Source organism: Tenacibaculum sp. MAR_2010_89 (assembly GCF_900105985.1).
Classification (GTDB): Bacteria; Bacteroidota; Bacteroidia; order Flavobacteriales; family Flavobacteriaceae; genus Polaribacter; species Polaribacter halocynthiae.
In genome coordinates, this window is sequence record NZ_FNUB01000005.1 from 2,920,808 (window position 1) to 2,946,366 (window position 25,559).

Annotated in this window: 28 protein-coding genes and 1 riboswitch; of the genes, 12 read left to right on the plus strand and 16 right to left on the minus strand. The window is 30.4% G+C overall.

Annotated features, from left to right (window positions below; all coding sequences use genetic code 11):
- Window positions 1-15 precede the first annotated feature (15 nt).
- From BLV71_RS16130 to BLV71_RS16180, 11 genes are all read right to left on the minus strand, one after another.
- Window positions 16-1,239 (minus strand): MalY/PatB family protein, encoded by a 1,224-nt coding sequence (locus BLV71_RS16130; RefSeq protein WP_093871543.1) that lies wholly within the window; start codon window positions 1,237-1,239, stop codon window positions 16-18.
- Between the two features lie 17 nt (window positions 1,240-1,256).
- On the minus strand, window positions 1,257-2,159 hold the full coding sequence (locus BLV71_RS16135) for a phosphatase PAP2 family protein (protein WP_093871544.1): 903 nt from the start codon (window positions 2,157-2,159) through the stop codon (window positions 1,257-1,259).
- A 23-nt stretch (window positions 2,160-2,182) separates the two neighbouring features.
- Entirely contained in the window at window positions 2,183-2,899 is a 717-nt protein-coding gene (locus BLV71_RS16140) for a cytochrome c biogenesis protein CcdA (protein WP_093871545.1), read from the minus strand.
- Between the two features lie 5 nt (window positions 2,900-2,904).
- Window positions 2,905-3,567 carry a hypothetical protein gene (locus BLV71_RS16145; RefSeq protein WP_143032806.1) on the minus strand — a complete coding sequence of 221 codons (663 nt, stop codon included), beginning with the start codon at window positions 3,565-3,567 and terminating at the stop codon, window positions 2,905-2,907.
- A gap of 116 nt (window positions 3,568-3,683) precedes the next feature.
- Window positions 3,684-4,475 carry an arsenite methyltransferase gene (arsM, locus tag BLV71_RS16150; RefSeq protein WP_093871547.1) on the minus strand — a complete coding sequence of 264 codons (792 nt, stop codon included), beginning with the start codon at window positions 4,473-4,475 and terminating at the stop codon, window positions 3,684-3,686.
- A 77-nt stretch (window positions 4,476-4,552) separates the two neighbouring features.
- The gene (gene sigZ, locus BLV71_RS16155; protein ID WP_093871548.1) at window positions 4,553-5,098 is read right to left on the minus strand and encodes an RNA polymerase sigma factor SigZ; all 546 of its coding nucleotides are present in this window, start codon (window positions 5,096-5,098) and stop codon (window positions 4,553-4,555) included.
- Window positions 5,099-5,214: 116 nt separating this feature from the next.
- Entirely contained in the window at window positions 5,215-6,288 is a 1,074-nt protein-coding gene (locus tag BLV71_RS16160) for a 2Fe-2S iron-sulfur cluster-binding protein (protein ID WP_093871549.1), read from the minus strand.
- Window positions 6,289-6,297: 9 nt separating this feature from the next.
- Window positions 6,298-7,551 (minus strand): aromatic ring-hydroxylating oxygenase subunit alpha, encoded by a 1,254-nt coding sequence (locus tag BLV71_RS16165; RefSeq protein WP_218131776.1) that lies wholly within the window; start codon window positions 7,549-7,551, stop codon window positions 6,298-6,300.
- The gene (locus BLV71_RS16170; RefSeq protein ID WP_093871550.1) at window positions 7,517-7,906 is read right to left on the minus strand and encodes a DUF2147 domain-containing protein; all 390 of its coding nucleotides are present in this window, start codon (window positions 7,904-7,906) and stop codon (window positions 7,517-7,519) included. Before BLV71_RS16170 ends, BLV71_RS16165 begins: the two co-directional genes overlap by 35 nt.
- A 74-nt stretch (window positions 7,907-7,980) precedes the next feature.
- Window positions 7,981-8,241, minus strand: coding sequence for a hypothetical protein (locus BLV71_RS16175; protein ID WP_143032807.1), 261 nt, complete (start codon window positions 8,239-8,241; stop codon window positions 7,981-7,983).
- 22 nt (window positions 8,242-8,263) lie between these two features.
- A complete protein-coding gene (locus BLV71_RS16180) occupies window positions 8,264-8,557 on the minus strand; it encodes a DUF6787 family protein (protein ID WP_093871552.1) in 294 nt (97 codons plus the stop codon).
- A 151-nt stretch (window positions 8,558-8,708) separates the two neighbouring features.
- Between BLV71_RS16180 and BLV71_RS16185 the strand changes: the two genes are divergently transcribed.
- The 6 genes from BLV71_RS16185 (at window position 8,709) to BLV71_RS16210 (ending at window position 12,389) form a co-directional block, all read left to right on the plus strand.
- Window positions 8,709-9,086, plus strand: a complete 378-nt coding sequence (locus tag BLV71_RS16185) for a DUF2147 domain-containing protein (RefSeq protein ID WP_093871553.1) — start codon at window positions 8,709-8,711, stop codon at window positions 9,084-9,086.
- Window positions 9,087-9,102: 16 nt separating this feature from the next.
- Entirely contained in the window at window positions 9,103-10,254 is a 1,152-nt protein-coding gene (locus tag BLV71_RS16190; protein WP_093871554.1) for a hypothetical protein, read from the plus strand.
- Window positions 10,255-10,258: 4 nt separating this feature from the next.
- Complete coding sequence (locus BLV71_RS16195) at window positions 10,259-10,600, plus strand: hypothetical protein (protein ID WP_143032808.1); 342 nt, start codon at window positions 10,259-10,261, stop codon at window positions 10,598-10,600.
- Between the two features lie 28 nt (window positions 10,601-10,628).
- Window positions 10,629-11,171 (plus strand): YceI family protein, encoded by a 543-nt coding sequence (locus BLV71_RS16200; RefSeq protein WP_093871556.1) that lies wholly within the window; start codon window positions 10,629-10,631, stop codon window positions 11,169-11,171.
- Window positions 11,149-11,355 carry a hypothetical protein gene (locus tag BLV71_RS16205; protein WP_093871557.1) on the plus strand — a complete coding sequence of 69 codons (207 nt, stop codon included), beginning with the start codon at window positions 11,149-11,151 and terminating at the stop codon, window positions 11,353-11,355. The genes BLV71_RS16200 and BLV71_RS16205 overlap by 23 nt, the downstream gene beginning before the upstream one ends.
- A gap of 161 nt (window positions 11,356-11,516) precedes the next feature.
- Entirely contained in the window at window positions 11,517-12,389 is an 873-nt protein-coding gene (locus BLV71_RS16210) for a DUF5777 family beta-barrel protein (protein ID WP_255405243.1), read from the plus strand.
- 55 nt (window positions 12,390-12,444) lie between these two features.
- On the opposite strand, the gene BLV71_RS16215 is transcribed toward BLV71_RS16210, so the two are convergent.
- The 5 genes from BLV71_RS16215 to BLV71_RS16235 all read right to left on the minus strand — a co-directional run bounded on the left by BLV71_RS16215 (window position 12,445) and on the right by BLV71_RS16235 (window position 17,107).
- Complete coding sequence (locus BLV71_RS16215; protein WP_093871558.1) at window positions 12,445-13,005, minus strand: Crp/Fnr family transcriptional regulator; 561 nt, start codon at window positions 13,003-13,005, stop codon at window positions 12,445-12,447.
- A 36-nt stretch (window positions 13,006-13,041) separates the two neighbouring features.
- Complete coding sequence (locus BLV71_RS16220) at window positions 13,042-13,923, minus strand: hypothetical protein (protein WP_093871559.1); 882 nt, start codon at window positions 13,921-13,923, stop codon at window positions 13,042-13,044.
- Window positions 13,924-13,992: 69 nt separating this feature from the next.
- Entirely contained in the window at window positions 13,993-14,493 is a 501-nt protein-coding gene (locus tag BLV71_RS16225) for a hypothetical protein (protein ID WP_093871560.1), read from the minus strand.
- A 229-nt stretch (window positions 14,494-14,722) separates the two neighbouring features.
- Window positions 14,723-14,935, minus strand: coding sequence for a hypothetical protein (locus BLV71_RS16230; protein ID WP_093871561.1), 213 nt, complete (start codon window positions 14,933-14,935; stop codon window positions 14,723-14,725).
- Window positions 14,936-15,124: 189 nt separating this feature from the next.
- Window positions 15,125-17,107 (minus strand): GTP-binding protein, encoded by a 1,983-nt coding sequence (locus tag BLV71_RS16235; RefSeq protein WP_093871562.1) that lies wholly within the window; start codon window positions 17,105-17,107, stop codon window positions 15,125-15,127.
- Between the two features lie 1,183 nt (window positions 17,108-18,290).
- On the opposite strand from BLV71_RS16235, the gene BLV71_RS16245 reads away from it, so the two are divergent.
- The 6 genes from BLV71_RS16245 to BLV71_RS16270 all read left to right on the plus strand — a co-directional run bounded on the left by BLV71_RS16245 (window position 18,291) and on the right by BLV71_RS16270 (window position 25,558).
- Complete coding sequence (locus BLV71_RS16245; RefSeq protein ID WP_093871564.1) at window positions 18,291-19,754, plus strand: cobyric acid synthase; 1,464 nt, start codon at window positions 18,291-18,293, stop codon at window positions 19,752-19,754.
- Window positions 19,748-20,755, plus strand: coding sequence for a pyridoxal phosphate-dependent aminotransferase (locus tag BLV71_RS16250; RefSeq protein ID WP_093871565.1), 1,008 nt, complete (start codon window positions 19,748-19,750; stop codon window positions 20,753-20,755). The genes BLV71_RS16245 and BLV71_RS16250 overlap by 7 nt, the downstream gene beginning before the upstream one ends.
- Window positions 20,746-21,687, plus strand: coding sequence for an adenosylcobinamide-phosphate synthase CbiB (gene cbiB, locus BLV71_RS16255; protein WP_093871566.1), 942 nt, complete (start codon window positions 20,746-20,748; stop codon window positions 21,685-21,687). Before BLV71_RS16250 ends, cbiB begins: the two co-directional genes overlap by 10 nt.
- Window positions 21,680-22,207 (plus strand): AAA family ATPase, encoded by a 528-nt coding sequence (locus tag BLV71_RS16260; RefSeq protein WP_093871567.1) that lies wholly within the window; start codon window positions 21,680-21,682, stop codon window positions 22,205-22,207. Before cbiB ends, BLV71_RS16260 begins: the two co-directional genes overlap by 8 nt.
- Before the next feature lie 11 nt (window positions 22,208-22,218).
- A riboswitch (cobalamin riboswitch) is annotated at window positions 22,219-22,425 on the plus strand.
- Window positions 22,426-22,504: 79 nt separating this feature from the next.
- Window positions 22,505-24,754 carry a TonB-dependent receptor gene (locus BLV71_RS16265; protein ID WP_093871568.1) on the plus strand — a complete coding sequence of 750 codons (2,250 nt, stop codon included), beginning with the start codon at window positions 22,505-22,507 and terminating at the stop codon, window positions 24,752-24,754.
- Between the two features lie 3 nt (window positions 24,755-24,757).
- Entirely contained in the window at window positions 24,758-25,558 is an 801-nt protein-coding gene (locus BLV71_RS16270) for a (2Fe-2S) ferredoxin domain-containing protein (RefSeq protein ID WP_093871569.1), read from the plus strand.
- Window position 25,559: the final 1 nt, after the last annotated feature.

Genomic DNA, 25,559 nt, shown 5'->3' on the forward strand with positions numbered 1-25,559 from the left:
ACTTAAATTAATCTATTAGCAAGAACAACAATTGTCAGTAGGTTCTTCTTCATTGAAAGAACAATCTATCCCTTCATTCAATGCTTGCTTTAACTGATTAAATGCTTGTTTAATTTTTGACAAAGGTGAAGCAATATTCATTCGCATAAATTGTGTATGACTTCCTTCAAACCAATCTCCAGGTGTTAAAGCTAATTTGGCTTGATTAACAATTACATGTTTTAGAGCTTTATCTGATAATTTCAACCTACTAAAATCTAACCATACTTGATATGTTCCCTCGGGTTTATACATAACAACTTCTGGCAACTCCTTTTGTAGATAGTTTTCAATCCAATTCATAGTTGTTTCAAGATAAACTAATAAATCATCTAACCATTTTTCACCTTTTGTATAAGCTGCTATTGTTGCATTTGCTGAAAGTATATTTCCATGATCCAAGTATAAAGATTCTACTGTTGTTTTTACTTGTTTTTTGAAATTATCATTAGATATATACAAATAACCATTAGAAATACTTTGCATACCAAATGTTTTAGCTGGTGAACCAATAACTGCAATATGGTTCTCACTATTATTTATAGAAGCTATACTATTAAATTTTGATGCTAAATACACTATATCTGAATGAATTTCATCACTAATAATAGTTACATTATACTCATTTGCTAAATTTACCAACTTTTGTAATTCTTCTTTACTCCATACTCTACCTACAGGATTATGAGGATTACATAGTATCATAGACTTAATATTTAATGTTTTAAACTTACGCTCTATATCTTCAAAATCCATTTCATAACGACCATCAATAACCTTTAACTTATTTCTTACTACTTTTCTACCTGCAGATTCAATAACTTTAAAAAACTGATGATAAACAGGTGTTTGTACCATAATACTATCACCTTTTTTAGATAATTCTCTTATTAAAACACCTATTCCAGTTAGTACACCTGAAACTTGAACAAATGATTTTGGATTTAAATCTAATTGATGACGCTTAAAGTTCCAATCGGAAATTGCTTTGAAAACATCTCCTGTATTAAACTCATAAGCATAAATATTTCTTGTTACCAACTTCTGAAGAGCTTCTTGTATTGGTTTTGCTATTTCAAAATCCATGTCCGCTATCCACAAAGGCATCACTTCTGTTCTTCCAAACATCCCCTTTAAATAAGCAGGATTATTTTTTGCAAAATTATTTTTCACCGAATGTATACTATCAAATTGACTCATTTTTTTCTTTTAATTTATTATTTTCTCCACTCAGCTTTAGCTGCTTTGAAATCTTTTTGAAACGTACTTGTATTCCACATTAGCAATAACATTCTATGTGCTATTTGCCTAGCAGTTTCATCATCACTTGGAAAGTGTACTCCCATTATTTCTCGAGATAAACCAACCTCATAAGCTAAAGATATAAACTCTTCTCTTTTTTTTGGTATCAATTCACTTAATGCGTATGCTTGTATGTATGCCCATAATGTGTGCCCGCTAGCAAATGAAGGCGTTGGAATTTCTTGTAATGGTTTTATATTTGAATCAAGATGATATGGCCTAGCTCTAATTTTATTAAACTTTAATATAAATTCTAATAATCGTGCATCATTCATTATTCCTTTTAATAATTTTGAGGTACTTGGTAAACTCTTAGCATCATATCTCTTACCAGCAATTTCTCGTATCATAAAAAATAAATCTTTTAAATTATTCTCATATCTATCATCTGTTTTAGTATAATTTTTATGAGGCCAATATCCAATTTTTGCAAGTTTCATTACTCGTACTACTTGCTTATTAGTTCTATTTTTTTGTAAATCAAGTAAAAAATCTAATTCTGCCCTAGTTTGCTCCGAACTATTTGCTGGAAAATTTACAGAATTCATAATAAAATCTATTTGACTCGAACTTAAATAATATGGTTTATTTAATGCATAAACTAATATAAAATTTAAATAATTATCTGTAGGATACACTATGGCATCCATCCACGCGAATTTAGTACGCTTATTATTACTTAATTTCTTTAACTCTTTGTAATGATTCTTTACAGGCTCTATATTATGAATGGTAGACAAAATAGAGTTCTGACTATAAACACCTATAGAAAAAGCAAATGAAAAAATTATTATAACACTTGTTTTAAAAATACTCATGATTATTTTTTATTGTTAACCTTTTAAAACCAACCTATTAACAACCCGAATCCTAGTATAATCATTGAAATACCGGAAATTTGACTTATAATATGTTTATTTTTTAATAATTGATTTGAAAATTTATTGAACCCAAAACCGAAACCAATTAATAAAGCTCCAAGAGGAATACTATAACCAATAGCAAACACAAATAAAGTAAACCAACTTAGAAACAAACTACCTTGTAAATAGGATGTTCCTAGTATAATTGGAAATATTGGGCTACAACCAACAGAACATGCCGTGGCAAAACCACCTAAAAGTAAACCAAACAAAAAACTTTTATTTGCTAGTTTTGAAACTCTATTCGATACTTTTGATCCTACTTTTAAACTAAAAGGAAGCATCCCTAAACTCATTAATCCTAAATACACTATTAAAACACCTGCTAATATTGTCCAATATTGACCAACCATTTTCCCTATAGATGTACTTATTAAACCTGTTAAAGCACCTACTAATGATAAAGAAATAATATTACCTACTAAAAAAGAAAAACCTGTTTTAAAATGTGAGGTTTTACTTTTTGTACTAGTTTCTGAACCTGCATAACTTGTAATTACTGCCAAAACACCAACATTACAAGCAGAACCAACTGCTGCTAAAAGTCCCAGTATAAAAACAGCTATAAAAAAAAATGGTGAGTTTAATTGATTTTCAATAATACCACTTGTCCATTGTTGTAAATTTTCTAGCATACTTTCTAATTTGATTTTTTTAAACCATTACAAGTAGCTGTTTGTTTTGGTGAACAGGTAGCTCTTTGATTACTATCACACGAAACTTTACTTGATTCTATACAACTATTTTTTTCACTAGTTGAACAAGTCGCACTAGTAACTATAGCTGTATCATATGCTCTAATTAATTTTATAGAGTTTACATTTATTGCTTTTATAATTGAAGTACTTTTTCCTACAACAGCAATTGATGGTATTTCTTCTATTTTTAATTTTGATACAATATCATTGTAATTGGAAGTGTTTGATTCTAAAACTAATAAATCAGCAGAACTTTCAGTTTCATTTAACTCGTTAACTGTATTACTTACTTTAGAAATAGTTTTCTTATTCTGACTGCTATCGTTTCCCTTTAGAACAATATAAACAACCTTTTTATTTGTTTTTATCCATGCAAAATCATTAATAGAAATTGTTACTAATCCTTCAGTAGTTTTACATGCATCGTTATCCGTCACTACTTCTTTAAAAGCTGTATTTAAAGCAAAAATTAATGCTAAACCCAATATAAACAAACCTATTTTTTGTTTCATACTTACGTTTCTATTTTGGGAAGTGCAACAATCAGTATTATCTTTTAATTCTTCGTTTGGTGTACAACAATTTGTTCTGTTTGATTTGTTCATTATTTTTAATTTTAAGGTTATTTTCTACCTATAGACGTCACAGTAAAAAAAAGACGCAAAAAAAAATGCTTCATACAATTATGAAGCAATTTTTCTTATCAAAATGATTCTAAAAACTATTTTTCAGCATAAACACCTAAGCTAATTACGGCATTATCACTTTCCTTAAATTTTTCGAGTTCTTCAGGACAGCATACATAATTTAATAACACCTCATCTGGCATATCTACAATCCGTTCTTTTGTTATAGTAATATTTTTAAAGCCAGCGTCCTTTATTGCTTGTATATACTCTTCTTCCTTTAATGCTCCAGAAATACATCCCGCATACATTTCAGCAGCTTCCATTATTCCTTTTGGCAAAGTTCCTCTTAAAACAATATCTGACATGCTAAAATGACTTCCTGGTTTTAAAACACGATATACTTCCTCATATGCTTTCTTTTTATCTGGAACTAAGTTTAATACACAGTTACTCACTGTAACATCAATACTATTATCTTTAAGAGGTAAATTTTCAATTTCTCCTAATATAAAATCGATATTAGTGTACTCAAGTTTTTGTTTATTCTCATTAGCTTTTTCGATCATTGCCTCCGTCATATCAACTCCTATTACATATCCAGAATCTCCTACAAGCCTTCTAGCTACAAAAACATCATTTCCTGCACCAGAACCTAAATCTAAAACAGTATCACCTTCTTTTATTTTTGCATACTCAGTTGGAATTCCACATCCTAATGCATAATCTGCATCAGCTTCATACCCTTCAACAGTTTCATAACTTTCACTTAATGTCCAATCTTGAGCTGGCGATCCACATGATGTTGGTCCACAACCACAACCTGCTCCAGAATTTGCAACCCTTGTATACGCTTCTTTTACGTGTTCTTTAATTTCTTGTGACATACTATATTTTATTTAAAGTGTTTTTATTTAATTTTCACTCTATAGACGTCAGCTAGAAAAAAGGACGCAAAAAATAGTTAATCACATTTTTTTTTACACTTTTTTTCCTTGTAATCAATAACATCTCCATACACATCTGTAGAGATTATACAGCAATCTTCATAAGCAGACTTTAGCATTTCTCTTCCCCGTTGTACTCTTGATTTTGTTCCCGAATATGAGATATTTAATAGTTTAGCAATTTCTTTCTGAGGTATATTTTCAATATCTGCTAAAATAATAGCCTGCTTATATTTATCAGGTAGTGAATTTATGAATGGGCTTAAACAACTAGTTAACTCTGAAGTAAGAGTGTCTTCATGTAAATCTTCTGAATCTATATTATCAGAAGATTCATTGTACTTCAACTTTCTAAAGTGAGAAACTATTTCATTACGTGTAATTTGATAAATCCAAGCTATTAGTTTTTCTTTATTTTTCAAGGTTTCAAACTTTGTAAACACCTTTAAAAAAACATCTTGAACAATATCTTTTGTAAGCTCGGTATCTTTAACTTTTCCATTAACAAAATTAGTTAATCGATCATTCATCGTATTCCAAACATGTATAATTTCAGTATTCATAATTACAAAAATAAATCTTTGATTTATTTATAGACGCGGAGGCTAAAAAAAGACGCAGCTTTTTTTATTACTTATTTTACTTTGTAAAACATTTACTCTACTAAAACAAAACAATTCTAGTTATAAATGATCTCAATATTACTTGTTAATGGATAACTTTGACAACTTAGTACATAACCATTTTCTACTTCTTGTTCTGTTAATGCTAAATTTTTTAACATAGCTACTTTTCCTTTAATTACTTTACATTTACAAGTAGCACAAACCCCTCCTTCACATGAGTATGGTGGTGAATAATTTTCATCTAACAAGGCTCTTAAAACAGTTTTTCCTTTAGGAATAATAATTTCATTTTTTTCACCTTTTAAATTAACTATTAAGTTAGCTTCTGTAGTAGTTTCTATTTCGTTATTCATAATTGCTCCTCCAAAACTTTCAATAAATATTCTATTGAAAGGAACATCCATACCCTCTAACGTTTTTACAGTATTATCTATCATTTTTCCAGGACCACAAACATAATATTCAGTATTTTGTGCATAAGGTGGGTATGTATTTATAAACCAATTTATACATGTAGCATCGACTCTTCCTTTTCTATAAGTTTTATCAGATACTTTCCATAAATCACTCCAACTACTTTTTGGTCTACTTAATGTTTGTATTAATACAAATCTATTTTTATATTTTTCTTCAAGTAATTTTAACTCTTCTCGAAACATAATAGTTTCTTGATTTGTATTACCATATATCATATATACATAGCTCCTTTCTTCTGTATGCAATACCGTTTTTAAAATAGAAATAATAGGTGTAATTCCACTACCTGCCGCAAATAAATAATATGTTTTATAATTATCTTTATTCACCTTTGCTAAAAAATATCCTTCAGGAGGTAAAACTTCTACATAGTCTCCTTTTTTAAGAGTATCATTTATATGGTTTGAAACCAAACCATCCTTAACACGTTTTATACAAATTTGTAAATACTCACTAATAAAAGGCGAGCTACATAATGAATATGAACGACGAATTTGCTGTCCTTTTAGATTAAATTGTAACGTAATATATTGTCCTGGATCATATTTAAACACACTATATAATTCATTTGGTATTTTGAAAGTAATTAAAACTGAATTTTTAGTTTCTTCTTTCAAGTCGATAATTTTTAATGAATACACTTTACCCATAATACGTTTTTAAACATTTGCTCCGTGATTATTCATCCATTTCTTAACCTCTTCTTGAAAACGCATAACTGCATATTCTCCTCTTTTGGCCCTTGCTCCTAAACTAAACATTGGCGATTTTAAAGATTTTTGCTGTTGCTCACAAGCATATACGTCTTCTTTCATAAAATCTCCAGAAGCCATTGGATCGCTTGGATCTCCTTCGTACTTCCCTTTATTTCCATATTTTAACCAAACTTTGCTCATGGAAGACCTAGTATATTGTTTGGTAAACTCCCATTCACTAGCATTTTCCATTTTAGATCTAATTACAACCAATGTTTTATCTGCAGCTAATGGTATTGCATGAAAAGTATTCCATGCTGCTTCCCCTTCAGTAATTCCTATATTAGGGAACAACCAAGGCACATAAGCTCCAATTTTTTCTCTTGGCACACTACTTATTAATGGCTGTGGTGATGCATTATCTACATCTGCTAAATACTCTGTAACCAAAGGTTCATAAAACCAATAATGGGGTCCTTTCCAACCAAATTCTGCTTTTGCATGGTCATACATATTTAGTGTTCCTTCATGTAAATGAGCCAAATGGTAGTGATCTATATAGTTTTCAACAATAATTTTCCAGTTTGCATGTATCTCTTTAGTGTAAAATGCCTCCCCTTCTTTTTCTTGATACTCTACTAATTCTTCAGGTATATGTGGCCCTAAATATGGTGTTACTTCTCCAAAAAACTCTAGTATATTCTGAGCATTCTTTTCTGGATGTACAAATAACATTCCTTTAAAAATATCAACTGAAGCTTCATGCAAATTCAAATCACATTCATGTAACTTTTTAGAGCATAAATATGGAAACTCCTCTTCTTTTTTAGGTACACTAATTAATTTCCCTTCTAAATCATATGTCCAATCATGATACGGACAAGTAATTGCTTTTTGATTTTCTCCTACTGCACGTAAAAGTTGTGTACCTCTATGACGACACATATTATGAAAAGCTCTGAGTCGATGGTCTCGACCTTTAACTATGAAAATATTATTTAATCCAGCTTGAACAGCAATGTAATCTCCCGGATTTGCCACATCTTCTACCAAACCTGCAAATTGCCATGTAGTACTAAATAAAGTTTTCATTTCTAAATCAAACCACTCTTTAGATGTATAAGCTTCTACAGGTAATACATGCATCATTTTCTTTTGTTGTGAATCCATACTTCTACTCATATTATTTATTGATAACCCTTCTCCAAACCTCTTCATAAGGTTCTCCTTCTACCGTCATTAATACCTTTAGTATATCTTTATTTTTTAACGTAATAACAACTTCATAATAAGTTCCTCCTGGTAAATACATTTTCCCTTTTATATACTTTTTTCCTTTTCTTTCAACTCCTGTTAAAAAATAGTCCTCTTTTTTATTATTTCCTTTATATGTTTCTTTTCCGTCATTGTAGTAATGAATTTTTCCAAAGAATTTTCCTTTATACTTAACAACTTCATACACTGCTTCGTAATAGTCATTTTTCACTTTCCAAGTGCCTATAATTTCATCACTACTTTGAGCACACGAAACACAAGCAATTGAGAACACTAAAATTATTAATAGCTGTTTCATTTTTTTAAATTTTATAAAATAATTACACCTTATAAGTCCTATAAAATATTTTCTGCTTATTAAAAATACTTTTGCTAGTAATACTCACTATAATCTATAAACAAAGTAGATAATGAATATATTGACATTAACACCCAACTACTAATAATTACCCAATAAAGCACTGTATTTTCTTTTTTTGATATAGGCTCAATAAAATAAGTTATTCCTGTAAATAGATCTGGAATCACCCAAAACAGGAATAAAATTCCCCATGCCCATTCCCAATTCATTAGTAAAGCGACGTACATTAAAATTAATGCTGCTATTGATCGCCATTTAAAAGATTGTTTCATTCTTAAATATAAAAAAGAAATTTTAAATTGAGATACCAAATCTTCTTAACATCTTCTTTTCTAGACTCCAAAAAAAACTAAATTGCCCGAAACCCCAACCGAATAACACTAAAAAAACTTGATAAAACACAAAGCTTGAAATCACAAAAAGTGGATAATAGATAAACGGGTTAAAATTATCTAAAGTAATTCCTAATAACTTTAAAACTGGTCTTCCAATGGCTATAGATGATGAGCCTGTAATTGAAAAAACTATACATATTATCATTAAATCTTTTGGTGTTTCTACATTCCAACATACCATTAATTTTTTCATCTTAAATAAATTTGGTTCAAAATTATACAATAGTCATTTGTTTTATTTTGACTTATATCAAAAACGCTTCTTTGTGATGATTTTGACATAAGTCAAAATTATTGTTTAGAAAGCTTCCCAATTTTGCCTTCGTAATTATTAAGCATTAAAAATGAAAAAATCTCTAGTTGGTGTATTCCTTTTTTTAATTAGCTGTTCTTCTCAAATTGATCATCGAGTTTTAGGTACCTGGAAAGTTCAAAGTACTTTTTATAAAGCTATTTATAAGATAGAAAAACAGCATACAAAACTTATAGGTAAAGTTCTTTACTATAATGATGACACTACTATACTAAAAAAAACAAACACTGATAAAGATATTTTTTTAAAAAACTTAGAATATAAAAATGAGGTATATGTTGATGCTATTTCTGGTGCTACAAAAACTAATTCTAAAAATTTAAAAATTAAAGTTAAACACAAGGATACATTAGAAGTTACTAGCTATATAAGTAATAAGCCTCTAGTTGAAATTTGGATACGAAAATAATACTAAACAATAAATTATGAAAAAAAGACACATTCTTTTTGGGATACTAATAACTCTTTCTCTTACAAATTGTGAAGATGGAATTAGAGATATAACTGGAGGAGGAACAGCAACACCAAATCCAGATCCATTAACAGAAGTTATCCCTACAAATATTAATACCGATGGATTTGACTTTCTTGAAAAAATGCAAGGCCATTGGGTAGGTAGTAATCGAGTTATTGCTGATGATTATCCCTGGTTTGGCTGGGATTATAGAGCTATTTCTAAATCACATATACACGGTATTCATGAAGGTGGTTCATTAGGTAACTTATTTACTTCTTTTTTTGTAACCAACTATAAAGGTACTAGAACAATAATGGCACGTAATGGAGGACTATTAAGTGGTATTTATAGAACAAGTTATTTTGTATTAGATAAGGTTGAAAATAGAAATACTGAAGGGAAATACTATCGTTTTGTAGATGCTATTGGTAGTAAAAATATTATGTACTTTGAGTTACGTTTTAAAAACGACAGCTTATACTTTAACTCTTATACTAGCAATTTAGGGAATCGAATTCCATCTCGCCATATGACTTTTAAAGGAAAAAAAATGCATATTGAATTAGCACAAACGGCGGCTAATGCTACTAATTTCCCTCAAAATATTATTGATACTGGTTTAGATTTTAAAAACGGGTTTAAACCTGAAAATCTATACGTAGAACAAGGAGGAGAAAGTGCAAAATCGGCAACATTCTTAGCGCAACAAACAAATAATAATGTATATGAATTAGCACCACAATCTGGAGATCCATATCAAATAACTAACCATCCTAGATTAGGTACGTTAACTGTGAATTTAACAAGAAACAGTCAAATTAGTGAAACTGACTTGTTAGTGTATCTATCTAGAGACCCTTTAACAAATGCTAACGGCTATTTAACCACCAACATGAATGCTTATAACACATTACTACATTTTCCAAGTTTAGAAAATAAAGAAAATGATTTTTTATTTACATACCTGCATCCTGGAGAGTATTACTTAACTGTTATTGCTGATAAAAATGATGACGGAAGTCCAAATCAAGGAGATATTTTAAGTATTAGTAAAAAAGTTACAATACTTCCTTTAGAAAATAAAATTGAAAACGTAACCAATATTGATGTTCAAAATTAAAAATATGAAAAAAATAGTATCTCTATTAATCATAACTATAATGATGATTAGTTGTACAACTGCAGAAATTCCTTTAGCTGGGCAAGTTCCCATTACAAGAAACATAACTTATACACAAGATATACAACCCATTATATTTAATAACTGTTTAACCTGTCATAGTTCAGTAAATCCAAGAAACGGATTAATCTTAGAAACCTTTATTCAAGTAAAAAATTCAGCTCAAAATGGAACTTTAATAGCACGAATGAACGATGCTGCTAATCCTATGCCACAAAGTGGTCTTTTAACAGCAGATAAAAGAGCACTAATTGATAAATGGAGAACCGATGGTTATTTAGAATAATAAAAACATCCCTAAAACATACTCTAACATGAGAAACCTAATCATACTTACAATTGTATTAATAAGTCAAACTATTAATGCTCAAAAGTACTTTACAAGAACTGGAAAAACAGATTTTAAGGCTTCAGTTGATGCTTTTGAACCTGTAGAAGCTTCGAACAATAGTACTACAGCAATTTTAAAAATAAACACAGGAGACTTTGCCGCTCAGCTATTTATTAATGCTTTTAATTTTAAAGTTGCCTTAATGCAAGAGCATTTTAATGAAAATTATATGGATAGTGACACGTATCCGAAAGCTATATTTAGAGGAAAAATAGAAAAATTCTCTTTAAATAAATTAAGTACAAAAAAAGAATTTTTGTTAAATGGAACAATAGAAATCCGTGGAATTAAAAAAGAAATTAACACACTTGTAACCGCCATTTATAAGGAACATAAAATTTTAATAAAAGGTAACTTTTCTATTACCCCTCAAGATTTTGAAATTAAAATACCTAGTGTTGTTAGAAAAAAAATTGCCCAACAAATAAACATTATAATTAATTATGAGTTGGTTGAAAAAAAATAAATTAATAGTAGTACTATTCTTTATTGCTTTGTGTGGATTTACTTCTTATAAATACATTTATAAACCACATAAAACTATTGAAAGTTTGACACCAAATTTTAAAGGAAGCTCATTATTTTTTTTACAAAAAGCTAACAAAAACTTTAACCACTGGAATTCAAAAATAGCTGTATTAACTGGTTAAGTAAGTTCTATTGATAAAGAAGGAATTACATTAAATGATAAAATATATTGTCAATTTAAAAATCCAAAAGAAGCTGCTCTTATAAAAGAAAATCAAGTTGTACGAATCAAAGGTCGTGTTATAGGATACGATAATTTATTAGACGAATTAAAACTAAATCAATGCATACTAAAATAACATATATCATCATCATTACTTTATCGTTATTATCAATTACAACTCAAGCACAAGATGATTTATTAAATGAACTAAATAACGAAACTAAAAACACAAAACAATTTGATTTACCTGCATTTAAAGCCATGCAAATAGGTAATTTACAATCTACTAAAATTGCCGATAAAGGAGATTTATACTTAATTGTGTCACATCGTTTTGGTACTTTTAAAAACGGAATTGATGACTTTTTCGGATTAGATCAAGCAAATACTAAAATACAATTAGCCTATAGTTTTTGGGAAGGAATTCAGTTAAGTTTCAGTAGAGATAGTTTTGAAAAAACATATTCAGGTACTGCTAAAGTTCGTTTAACAAAGCAATCAAATCAATTTCCTTTGAATATAGTTGGATATGCAAGTGCTGATATTAATTCAGAAATTAAAAAAGCTAACTACCCTAGTTTAAAATTTGGTGATCGTATGACTTATACCACTCAATTGTTGGTTTCTCGAAGAATTTCTAAAAAACTTTCTTTAGAAATCGCTCCCTCATTTGTTCGTCAAAATTTACAAGACCTAAACTTCACTGGAGCTAGAACACATAACCAGATATTAATTGGGTTGGGAGGTCGAATGAAAGTTAGCAAACGCATGAGTATTAACCTAGAGTATGCTTATAACTTCAGTAAACATGAAAATTCAAAATATAACAATCCGTTGACTTTAGGAATTGATATTGAAACAGGAGGACATGTATTCCAATTATTATTTTCAAATGCTAGAGGTAGTAATGATGGTGCTTTTTTAACTAAGGCACAAGGTGATTGGAGCACAGGGGATATTTCATTTGGTTTTAATGTTGTAAGAGTTTTTTAACGCATGAAACCTTCTTTTCAAGATAAAATCTTTCTTATAATTAAGAAAGATTTTTTTATTTCCCCCTAACTCTACTAAGAGTTTCTTGGCTAATTCCCAGCATAGAAGCAATATGACCTAAATTTGCTATTTGAGTAATTTTTGGAAACACATTAATTAACAATTCATACTTTTCTTTAGCTGTTAAAAAATAATACCCTTTATAAAAATCATCAATTATAGCTATCTGCTCCTCCATCATTAAACGTCCAAATCGCTCTAAAGTTGGATAATTTTGATATAATTCTTGCCAATCATTATATGAAATTGCAAAAACTAGTATATCACTAGTAGCTTCAATATACTCCAATGAAGGTTTTTTTAAAATATAACTATGCCACGAAGTAAATATTGATTGCTCCGGATAAATCCAATGCGTAATATCTTTACCCTTTTGAAACAAGTACGTTCTTACAGTTCCTTCAGATAAAAAATATAAATGTTTACATGTTTTGCCTTCTTCTACTAATAACTCATTCTTGCTATATTTTTTTTTAACAATAACATTAGTAATAGCCTTTTCTGCCTCTTCAGAAAGAAAAACATATTGTTTAATAAATTGAATAAAATCTTGCATAAAGCTAATTTAAGAAATGCCATACAAAAGTTAAAATTAATCAACACTAATTGTTTCAATTTTAATTGGGGATAGCATCCAAGACATATTCTCTAACTTTTGTTGTACATACCAAATAAAAACACCTCTTGTATGCTTATTTTGAAGTTTTCTTTTTAACACAAAAGCTGGAATCCAAAGTAATCTAACTTTCCCTGTACCATTCCAGCCAGCTTTTAATAACATTTCTTGAACTACTTTTGTATATTCTTTATAGTTTGAAATATACTCAGCAGGATCAAGAGTTACCTGAATATTATCAATAAATGTATGGCGACTAACCTTAAAGGATTTTATTTGCTCAGGAGGATAAGATATGATTGATTTATCAATAATATTCCATTCTGAAAAATCTTCTTTATCATCTATTATGTTCTTATATTTTTTTTGCTCACCAGTACAATAATGTTGATACACTTTCTTATTCGTCCAATATTCAATTTCATTAAAATCATCATTAATACTACATTCAAAATAAAGCTTGTTGTTTTTATACTTTTCAAACTCTTTTTTCGAAAACACCTTCTTTTTATCAAAGGCCATATTAATCTTCAGTACCGTGTCTGAAGTTATTTCATATTTATAAATTTCTTGTTTATAAAAAGCTTGAGTAGTTTTAATAAAAAGAGTGTTATTTATCAATTTATTTGAACAAACTTTAAAGAAAAACTGACCATCAAAATCTGACACCTTGGTATCAATCCATTTTTTATGTTCATTCATAAACTCAACAACTACTCCTGTTAAAATATCATTCGTAGTGTTACCTCTAACTAACCCCTTAATTTTATGAACACTCCCTTTTTTAAAAGGAATATTTGTTTGAGAATAAGAAACAAAACTATAAATAAATGCAATAATGATTATTTTATACCTCATAGGTTGAATGTATCTTTTTTAAACGAAGTAACAAAAGCTATTAACTTTGAATACTACAATTTATAATTCTTAGTTTTTTAGTAAAAAAACACTCAATAGTAGTAATAAAAAGCCAAGTAACATCATAACAATTCCTGCAAAATATTCTTTTGCTTTATAGCTTTCATGAGTTAATAATACTTCATCTTCAGATATCAACTTCAATACATTATTTGCTACATCATCCTGGTTTAATTTTTTATAATACACCAAAACCTTTATACCTTTTTTTAACTTCCTTGTTAACTCGGCATAATTTTGATTGTTATTATAACTATAAAAAACTTCATTCGTAGTATTCAACTTTATTTTTAGAATTTTTAAATTAAAATAAATTGAATATTTACCCGTAGCCTTCGTTCTTTTTAAAACAACCTTTGTATGCTCTATAGTCCCTTTTTGCTGATGAATACTTTTTAGATCTCTTGAATAATTTTCTTTTAAGGTAGAAAAACCCAGCCAGATAAGTAGTATTGAAACTCCAATTGAAAAAACAAAAAAAATACTTTTTTTAATGGTTTTTATATTCATGTTTCATATTTATTAGTACCTATTTTAATTACTTAAATTCAATTTTAAGACCATATTATCATAACACTACAAAAAATTATTATAGTTAGTACAACAATTAATACTAGAAGTTGAACTTGATACCTAATACTAGATATTACTTTTTTCTGACTGCGTTTTACATCAAACATTCTTTTTATTTCTTCCTTTTCATAGTCATTTTGATTCATTTTCCCGCTACTTTTTCACTTTATTCATCTTCATAATTTCCAAAAAAGAAATATAACAATCCTCCAACTAGTATTAATAGAAATCTAACTACCCATCCCATAGTATTTCCCCAAACATCTACCCATGCTAATAACCTTATATTGTAATTAAAAATTGAAAGCACGATAGACATAATTCCCATAGCAGCAAGAACCAATCCTCCTTTTCCTAATTTTGATTTAATGGTTTCCATAAAGTTTTATTTTTAAGTTCGGAATAAAAGTACTGGATACATAAACATCAAAAAATAGAGAATTCATTTTAGAGACTTTAGAAGAAATAAGTGATGCGTTTAAAGAAATAAACGCTTTCTAAAAATTTTAAAAAATTATAATAGTCTACCAGAAGCTTCTACCATAGGTATTCTACAAATTAGAACACGCTAAATTACCCGTTCGTCCGCTTTATACGCACCACGACGGTGTAATATCCATTGGGCTTCATCAAGAGGATTTACCCCTTTATAGTCACGAACTATACCTTCTCCTTTAGGACAGGTATCATATCCATGAAATTTTAGTCTAAGACGCGATTTACCACTCGTTATTGAATTTAACTTCCTACCAAAATCTAAGGATGTAGCTACAGGAATTCGTCCTTTTAAATGAAACACCTCATCCATAAACTCTGGAGTATCAAAAACAGCTCTTCGCGTACTTAACTCAGAAGTTATCTTCCCTAACAACCCTTCATTTGCTTTTATTTCAAAACTTAATATAGGCTCTAATAAATGTGTTCCACCAATTTTTAACCCTTTCATAATTCCCATAGGAGTTGCTAGGTTAAAATCACCGGGTCTGGAATGTACATTATGATCTTCTCCTTTTATCAACGTAATTTTTACATCGGTTACCTCCCACCCTAAAATTCCTTGTGTCAAGGCTTTCGGAATGGTTCGTTCTATTTCATTTTGATATTTGATATGTACATCATTCTGTGAAACAATTGAATGATAACTAACTCCTGAATTTAACGGAGCAGGTTCAATTAAAAACGTCATAATTGCCCAACAAGGCTTTGGCATCCAATAGCGAATATAGCCCTCTGCTTTTTTGCTAATGGTTTCTTTGTACACCACTTGTGGATCCGTAAAACTTGCGTTGATTGAAAAACGTTCTTTTAAAACATGCTCCAAAATTTCAACTTGCATTTGTCCCATTAACAATAATTGAAGCTCCTTCTCTACCTTAAACCATTTAAAGCTTAAAGAAGGATCTTCTCTATCTAATTGCTGTAAAGCATCTGCTAGTACGTTATAATCAGCATTATTATCAGGAACTACCTGAACACTCAATACTGGAATATGCAACTGAGGTAATTTTGGAATTCCTTCTGGACTTCCTAAGACATCACCAGCTTTTGTACCTAAAACACCCGTTATTACCCCAATATCTCCCGATTGTAAAATAACATTATCTACATATTTTGTATTGTGTAATTGTTTTGTCTGATTAATTTTAGTTTCTAACTGTTGCGTATCGTTGTATATGGTAGATTTAGAAGACAATTCTCCTGAAAAAACTTTTACATGTGCCATCATACCAAAAACCTTATGATGTTCTAATTTAAACACAAATGCTGAAAGCTCTTTAGACGTGGTTATTTTAGAAGTTGGGCAATAGGCTACTATTCCATCTAAAAGTTCAGTTACCCCTATATTATTCTTAGCAATACCAGTATATACAGGAGTTATTTTAGTATCGATTGTTAACTTACGAATACTCTTTACATACTCATCATCTTTAATTGATTCAGAATTTAAAAAACGTTCTAATAAGAGTTCATCACCCTCTAAAATATGCTCAATAGACTTTTCTTTAATTTCACTATCAACTTCACTATTAAAAACTGGCGTTATGGTAGCATCCGTTAATCCATCATTTTCTGAGGCGTACAACACTACTGTTTTAGTTTTTAAATCACTTTCTATCTGGGTAATTGTTCCTTCAGCATCTGCACCTTGACGATCAATTTTATTAATAAAAATAAGAGTTGGTATATGTAACTCTTGTAAAGAATCCCAAATATTTAGGGTATGTGCTTGCACCCCTTCTACAGCAGAAACTACTAACACTACCGCATCAACAACACACAATGCACGCTCAACCTCGCTTGAAAAATCAACGTGACCAGGCGTATCAATTAAATTAATCTTTGTGTCTTTCCATTCAAAGGAAGTGGTGGCAGCTTTTATAGAAATTCCACGCTCTTTCTCCAGTGCTAAACTATCAGTACTTGTTGACCCTTTATCAACACTCCCCAACGTTCTAATAGCACCTGAATTGTATAAAAAATGCTCGGTAAGTGTGGTTTTACCTGCATCTACATGCGCTAAGACACCTATATTGATCGTTGGTTTCTTCATTATTAAGAGTAATTTGATGTTTTTTTAAATTCCGATTGTAAAATAATAGGAATGCCGTAATAATAAGCCTTTTTTATAAATTAATACTTCTAGGTAAAAGATTTTTTATCAAACCGTCATTACGAATGAAATGCAATGGAATGAAGTAATCTCAACATCGCTAACTCAAAACAAATCAAAAACACTCAACAAACAGATTGCTTCAGTCGTAACCTCCATCGCAATGACCAACCCAAACCGTCATTACGAATGAAACAAAGTGGAATGAAGTAATCTCACCATCGCTAACTCAAAACAAATCACAAACTCTCATTAAACAGACTACTTCCTCGTGCCTCGTCGCAATGACAAACCCAAACCGTCATTACGAATAAAACAAAATGCAATGAAGTAATCTCACCAACACTTACTCTAAACAAATCACAAACTCTCAATAAACAGATTGCTTCTGTCGTTACCACTCCTTCGCAATGACGAACCAGAAGCGTCATTACGAATGAAACAAAGTGAAATGAAGTAATCTCTTCATCGCTAACTCTAAACAAATCAAAAACTCTCATTAAACAGATTGCTTCTGTCGTTACCACTCCTTCGCAATGACGAACCAAACCGTCATTACGAATGAAACACAGTAAAATGAAATAATCTCATCATCACTCACTCTAAACAAATCAAAAACTCTCATTAAACAGATTGCTTCCTCCTACCTCGTCGCAATGACCAACCCAAACCGTCATTACGAATGAAACAAAGTGGAATGAAGTAATCTCATTAACGCTAACTCAAAACAAATCAAAAACTCTCAATAAACAGATTGCTTCCTCCTACCTCGTCGCAATGACCAACCCAAACCGTCATTACGAATGAAACACTGTGCAATGAAGTAATCTCATTAACGCTAACTCAAAACAAATCAAAAACTCTCAATAAACAGATTGCTTCTCTTGTTACCACTCCTTCGCAATGACCAACCCAAACCGTCATTACGAATGAAACAAAGTGGAATGAAGTAATCTTATTATTACTAACTAGAATTATAATCAGAATTCCAAACTAACAGATTGCTTCCTCGTGCCTCGTCGCAATGACCAACATATTCCCACCACCAATAATAAAAAACAGCAATTCCCTTAGACAAACTATATTATTCAATATTTTTGTTTTTCTAAAAAATAAAATTAAAATGCAAAAACTACAACCTATCATGTTAGTTGGCACTGGATCAGATGTTGGAAAGAGCTGGATAACAACAGGTATTTGTAGATGGCTTAAACAAAAAGGATATACCCCTGCTCCGTTTAAAGCCCAGAACATGTCATTAAATAGTTTTTCTACCCCTGATAATTTAGAAATTGGAAGAGCGCAGGCCGTGCAAGCAGAAGCATGTGGTATTCCGCCAACGGTAGCAATGAACCCTATTTTATTAAAACCCTCATCGGTAAATAAATCGCAAATTGTATTACATGGAAAACCAATTGGCGACCAAACGGCGAAAGAATATTTTTTAGGAGACAATAAAAAACACCTGTTTGAAGAAGCTAAAAAATCGTTTCATCAACTAGCTTCAAAGCAGAATCCTATTGTAATGGAAGGTGCTGGAAGTATTAGTGAATTAAACTTAAAACATAGAGACATTGTAAACATGCGAATGGCTGCCGCTGCCAATGCCTGTGTATATTTAGTAGCAGATATTGATAAAGGAGGCGTATTTGGTAGCGTGTATGGCACTATTGAATTGTTAGAAGAGTGGGAACGTAAATTAGTAAAAGGTATTATTATTAATAAATTTAGAGGAGATACTGCTTTATTTATTGATGGAAAAAAGAAACTAGAAGAACTCACTAAGATTCCTGTTTTAGGTATTTTACCCTATGCAAAAGATATTGTAATTGAGGAAGAAGATTCCGTTGCTTTAAACCAACGAAAAACTACGGCAGTTGAAAACAAATTAAATGTAGCCGTAGTAAAACTCCATTACATGTCTAACTACACCGATTTTCAATCGTTAGAACAAGAACCGTTAATCAATTTATATTTTACTAGAAATCCAGAAGAACTAAACAAAGCAGATGTACTCATTATTCCGGGTACAAAAAATACGATTGAAGATTTAATAGCCTTAAAAAAAGATGGTTTGGATACCATTATCAAAAAGCAATATGCACACATTCCTGTTATTGGGATTTGTGGAGGTTACCAAATGTTAGGAAACACTGTAAAAGATCCTTTTTCAGTAGAAAGTAATAATTTACAAGAAGAAGGATTAGGATTGTTTGATATTGAAACCACCTTAACAAAAACAAAACAAACGGTACAGCGTAATTTTAAGTTTAAAGACTTTGAACAGACTTGTGAAGGCTACGAAATTCATATGGGAGAAACAATTGTGCCTAAAAACAAGCATTTGAATCTTATTAATAATAAAGAAGAGGGCTATTTTGATGGAAATAAAAGTTGGGGAACCTACTTGCACGGTATTTTTGACAATCAAGAAATTGTAACAGAACTACTACAAGTAAAATACCCAAATGCTGAGGCTATCAATTATAAAGCTTTTAAATCGGCACAATTTGATAAATTAGCCGATTGGATTGATGAAAATTTAAACATGGAAACCATCGTAAAAAATAGCGCACAAGAATGTTAAACGGCCATGGTGATGACCTTCATTTGATAGAAGGAAAAATTAAACACAACTTTAGTTCAAATGTGTATTATAAAGGATGCCCAAAATCGTTACTTGATGAAATTTCAAGGAACGTTCATAGAATTGAAAGCTACCCCTCACCTATTGCCAATGAGTTGAATGAATTAGCAGCAAAAAAATTTCTACTCCATAGCAATAAATTTTTGTTTACCAACGGAGCAACAGAAGCCTTTTATTTAATAGCGCAGTTATTTTCAGCAAAAAAAGCAGCTATTGTAGCACCAACTTTTGCTGAATACGAAGATGCTTGTAGTATTTTTAAGTTGGACTATCAGTTAATTTCTAGAACCGAAGTAAAAGATACGAATGCAGATCTTCTATTTATTTGTAACCCTAACAACCCAACTGGAACTATTTTTTCTAAAAAGGAACTGGAACTTCTTTTTAAGGAAAAACCAAGGACTACATTTGTTATTGATGAAGCGTATATTGAATTTACCAACAATCTAGAATCAGTTGCTTCATTAACTACAACGCATACAAACTTAATTGTCGTTCGCTCATTAACAAAAACATTTACCATTCCTGGATTACGATTAGGCTATATCATTTCAAACACCTCAAACATTAGTGCACTTTTAGCACTAAAGATGCCTTGGAGTGTGAATACGTTAGCTATAAAAGCGGGTGAATTCATTTTTAACAATTATAAAACACTTCAATTCAATGCCTCTGAATTGTTAGAAGAAACTAGTATTTTTAAGAAAGAGCTTGAACAAGTAAAAGGTATAAAAGTTTGTGAAAGTAACACCTCTTATTTTTTAATTGAATTACTGAATAGATCGGCAAAAGAATTAAAAAAATATTTAATAGAGAAGCATCAAATTTTGATTAGAGACGCCACAAACTTCAACAATTTAGAAGGAGAACACATTCGTCTTTCAACACAAAGTAAAGCTACTAATCAACTACTTATTCAAGCGTTAAAAGAATGGATTTAACTTCAATTTACATACTCGTTATTGCATTTGGTTTGGATTTACTTTTAGGAGATCCTAAAAAACTACCACATCTTATTATTCTATTTGGTAATAGTATTTCTTTGGGTGAGAAATGGCTTAATAAAAATAAGTACCAACTTTTAAAAGGCGCGCTTTTAACAATTACTTTAGTTAGTATTTCTTTTACGGTACCGTATATAATTATAAAGTGGCTACATGTATGTAATTTTAAAAGTATTGCCTCTGTGTTTTCGGTTGTAATGCTGTTTTACTGCCTAGCCAACAAAACATTAGTAAAAGAAGGCTATGCTGTTTTTAATACACTAAAAAATGAAGGATTACAAGCGGGTCGTAAACGTTTATCCTGGATTGTTGGTCGTGAAACTGATAACTTAAACGAACAACAAATTAGAGTTGCAACTTTTGAAACCATGTCTGAAAATTTAAGTGACGGTGTCATTGCTCCACTTTTTTATTTTTTAGTATTAGGAGTTCCTGGTGCTATGGCGTATAAAATGATTAACACCTTCGACTCTATGATTGGGTATAAAAATGATCGATATCTATTATTTGGTCGGTTTGCTGCAAAACTAGATGATGTTGCTAACTATATTCCATCAAGAATTACTGCACTATTAATGTTACTTGTTCAGTTTAAAATACATGGAATTTCTTTTGTTTTCAAAGAAGGAAAAAAACATAGTAGTCCTAATGCTGGATACCCAGAAGCCTCTTTAGCATTTATTTTAAATTGTCAATTTGGTGGTCCTAATTATTATCATGGAAAATTAGTTGATAAACCTTTTATAGGAAACAATAACAGGAATATAGAACATGATGAAATTAAAAGAGTTGCTACCATTAACTATAGCTCAAGTATTCTTTTTATTGCAATTATAATAGGATTACTCGTATTTTTTCAACATGTATAACCTACCTAAAAAATATATCATTACTGGGGCTCCAGGCACTGGAAAAACCACTTTAATAAATCTTTTAAAAGATACAGTTCCTTGCATGGATGAAGTTTCTAGAAGAGTTATTATTGATGAGCAAAAAAATAATAGAAACGGAATGCCGTGGGAAGACATCCACCGATTTACTGATCTTGTTTTCGAATTAACAACTAAAGAATTATTAAATTCAAACACGCTAATTTGTGATCGGTCTTTATTAGATTTAGAAGCCTATTTAACGGTAGCAAATAAACCAATTCCTAATTACTTACGAAATTTTCCTTATAAAAAAAACTACCATACAACTGTTTTTTTTGCACCAACTTGGTTTGATATTTACTGTAAAGATGCACAAAGATTACAAGAATTTGAGTATTGTTTAACCCTAGAAAAAGCACTACTAGAACAGTATACCAAAAAAGGATTTGAAATTATAATGCTTCCTAAAACTTCTGTTACTACAAGAAAAAAACTGGTTTTAGAAACTATCGTATAATAAAATACTATATATTCGCTTCGATTTTTGGTTTCTTATTCTTTCATAAAATTTTTGAATAAGAATTAAAAGGGAATTTGGTGCAAATCCAAAACTGTTCCCGCAACTGTAAAGCTTATTAAAGGCTTCATTAACAAAAACCACTGTAGGTAAAACTATGGGAAGGTAAATGAACGCTAAGCTAAGTCAGGAGACCTGCCTAAATCAAACCAATTTATAATAATAACTCTCGGGTAAAGAGTTAGAAAATTATGTTATTCATATTTTCTTTCCCTACCTGCTTAATTTCTTTTTTAAATGCAAAAATTGATTTTATGCAGTCTATGGACACTGTGTTTTTCACTATCCATATTCGCACAAAACAATACCGTTCAAGGTAAAGTAACTGATCAAGAAACTCAGTTAACAATTTCACAAGTACGTATTACAACGAACAAAGTTTCCAAAGGAACAACTAGTGAAACAGGTAATTTTTCTATAAGAATAGAAAATTTCCCTATAAAATTAACCTTCACTTCTGATGGCTATTTACAGAAAACAATTCTACTAAAAAAAGAAACCTCAAATTTAAATATTACACTAGAAAAGGAAGTTATTCAACTTTCAGAAATTGTCATCAATTCTAAAAACCAAAAAAAATTAGGAATTCAAAAGGTTTCTAAAATTTCATTACAATTAAGACCTATAAACAGTGCTCATGATTTTTTAAAAACAGTACCTGGTTTATTTATAGCGCAACATGCTGGAGGTGGAAAAGCTGAACAGATATTCCTTAGAGGATTTGATAATGATCATGGTACTGACTTTGCAGTACTTGTAGATGAAATCGGTATTAATTTAAGTTCTCATGCTCACGGACAAGGGTATGCCGATTTACATTTTTTAATTCCTGAAACTGTTCAAACTGCAGATTATTATAAAGGGCCTCATGAGGTTTCACTAGGTAATTTTGCGGTTTCTGGTGCCGCTAAATTTTCTTCAAAAAACAAACTACATCGTAACGTAGCTAAACTAGAATATGGGCAATATAACTTTGTTAGAGCTTTAGCAATGGTTTCTCTTTTAAATGAGAGTAGTTTTTTAACGAATAATAATGAGAATGCTTATGTTGCTATAGAAGGAACCTACAACACTAGTTTTTTTGAAAGTGATCAAAAACTAAGACGATTAAATACTTTTGCTAAATACACCCTTCCTCTTTCTGATGCTCACGAACTAAAAACTTCTTTTTCTACATTTCATAGTGATTGGAATGCTTCTGGGCAAATACCTTTACGAGCAGTTAAAAGTGGACTTATAACTAGATTTGGTGCTATTGATGATAAGGAAGGTGGTGATACTAAAAGAATTCATTTTAATGTACAATTAAGTTCTCGCCTTTCAGAAAACACTCAACTTACCAATCAATTGTATTATGTATCAAATAAATATAATTTATTTTCTAATTTTTCTTTTTTCCAAAACAATCCTGTTAACGGTGATATGATTCACCAACACGAGAATCGTAACGCATATGCTTACAAAGGAAATATTTCAATAAAAAACTTATTAAAAATACCAAATAGCACAACTTCTTTTGGTTGGTCTTTTGAACATAATAACAATACGATTGGATTAAACAATGCTATTGGACGAACATTTTTAAAGGCAATAAATAAATTTGATATTGAAGAAACAAATATTGCTTTATTTTTAAAAGAAAGAATTCAAATAACCCCTAAACTAACAGCTTTAGGTGGTCTTAGAGCTGATTACTTCAATTTTAATGTAAATGAATTAGTACCAACACCTCAACAAGGAAACACTACAGCCTTTAGAGTTAGCCCTAAAGTTAGTTTATTTTATGATGCTACAAATAACATTCAGTTATATGCTAAAGCTAGCGTTGGATTTCATTCAAACTATGCGAATGCTGCAGTAAAAAACAGTGATGTAAATCCATTACCAAAAGCAATTGGATATGATGTTGGAACAGAATTTAAAATAGGAAAAAAGTTTGTAGGAAACCTTGCTGCTTTTTATTTACAAAGTGATGCAGAGTTTGTTTTTAGTCCTGATGGTTTTGAATTTGAAAATAAAGGTAGATCAAAACGAATTGGTAGTGAAGCTTCTTTTAGATACCAACCCTTACCTAACTTTTGGTTAGATACCGATTTAAATTATAGTTTCGGTACTTTGTTAGACGCTCCTAAAAGTGAGAATAAAATACCAAGCGCTCCGAGATTTACTTCAACAGGAGGTGCTACTTTACGCTTACAAAACGGGATTAATACTTCATTACGCTATCGTTATTTAGGAGAGCGTCCTCTGATTGAAGATGAATCAGTACTTGCTCAAGAATACTTTATTACAGATTTAGTTATTAATTATACCAAACCTAAATATCAAATAGGGTTGTCTATTGAAAACCTATTTGATACTAGCTGGAGAGAAGCTGTTTTTTACGACTCCTCTCAACTACAAGGAGAACCTCAGCCTGTTGATGATATTCATTTTACACCTGGAACTCCTTTTTCAACAAAATTAAGTATAACATATTTCTTTTAAATCATGGGAAAAAACATCGCCAATACCACACACACTTTTTTCTTTTGCGACGGAGGGTCATGCCAAAAAGCAGGTAGCGAAAAAGTTGTTAGAGAAGCTAGAGCTTATTTGAGAAACAATGAGCTTTGGGATAGTACTCATACTATAAAAACTAGATGTAATGGTAGATGTGAAGATGCCCCTACTTGTATTGTAAGTCCGGGAGAATTTTGGTATAAAGAATTAACTCCCGAAAAAATAACGCATATCGTAAAAGGACATTTAAATAATGAATGTCCTATAGAAACTGAATTATTATATAAAAAAGGATGGGATAAGCAAATTTCTAACAACGAAAGAGCCCCAATAACACCAAAGCCTTTTGAACTAAAAAATGATACAGAATTAGGTGAGTGTTTTATTACCAAAGGATTTAGTTCAGATCAGTATTTGTATCCGTTATTCTTATTTCTTAGAGAAAACCCAGATGGTGTAACTCTTACTATGACAAATCAAAATTCTATTGATTTTAATGATATTGAAACGTTAGAATATTCTAAAACACATACACTTGAATTATTTACTAAAACAACTTGCATTCCATTAACTATTGCAGCTGTACCAAAAGATAATAAAGAGTTACAACAAGCTAAAATTTCTAGCACGGAATATTTTTATCAAAAGGAATCGCAACAAGTTGGTATACGTTTTAAAAATAAATTTGGTGACGTTTTAGGAAAAATAGCATTCGATTCCATAGCTAATAAAGGCTGGGAATATTGTAGAAAAATACAGTTAAAAAACGCAATTTTAAATTTAACATAAC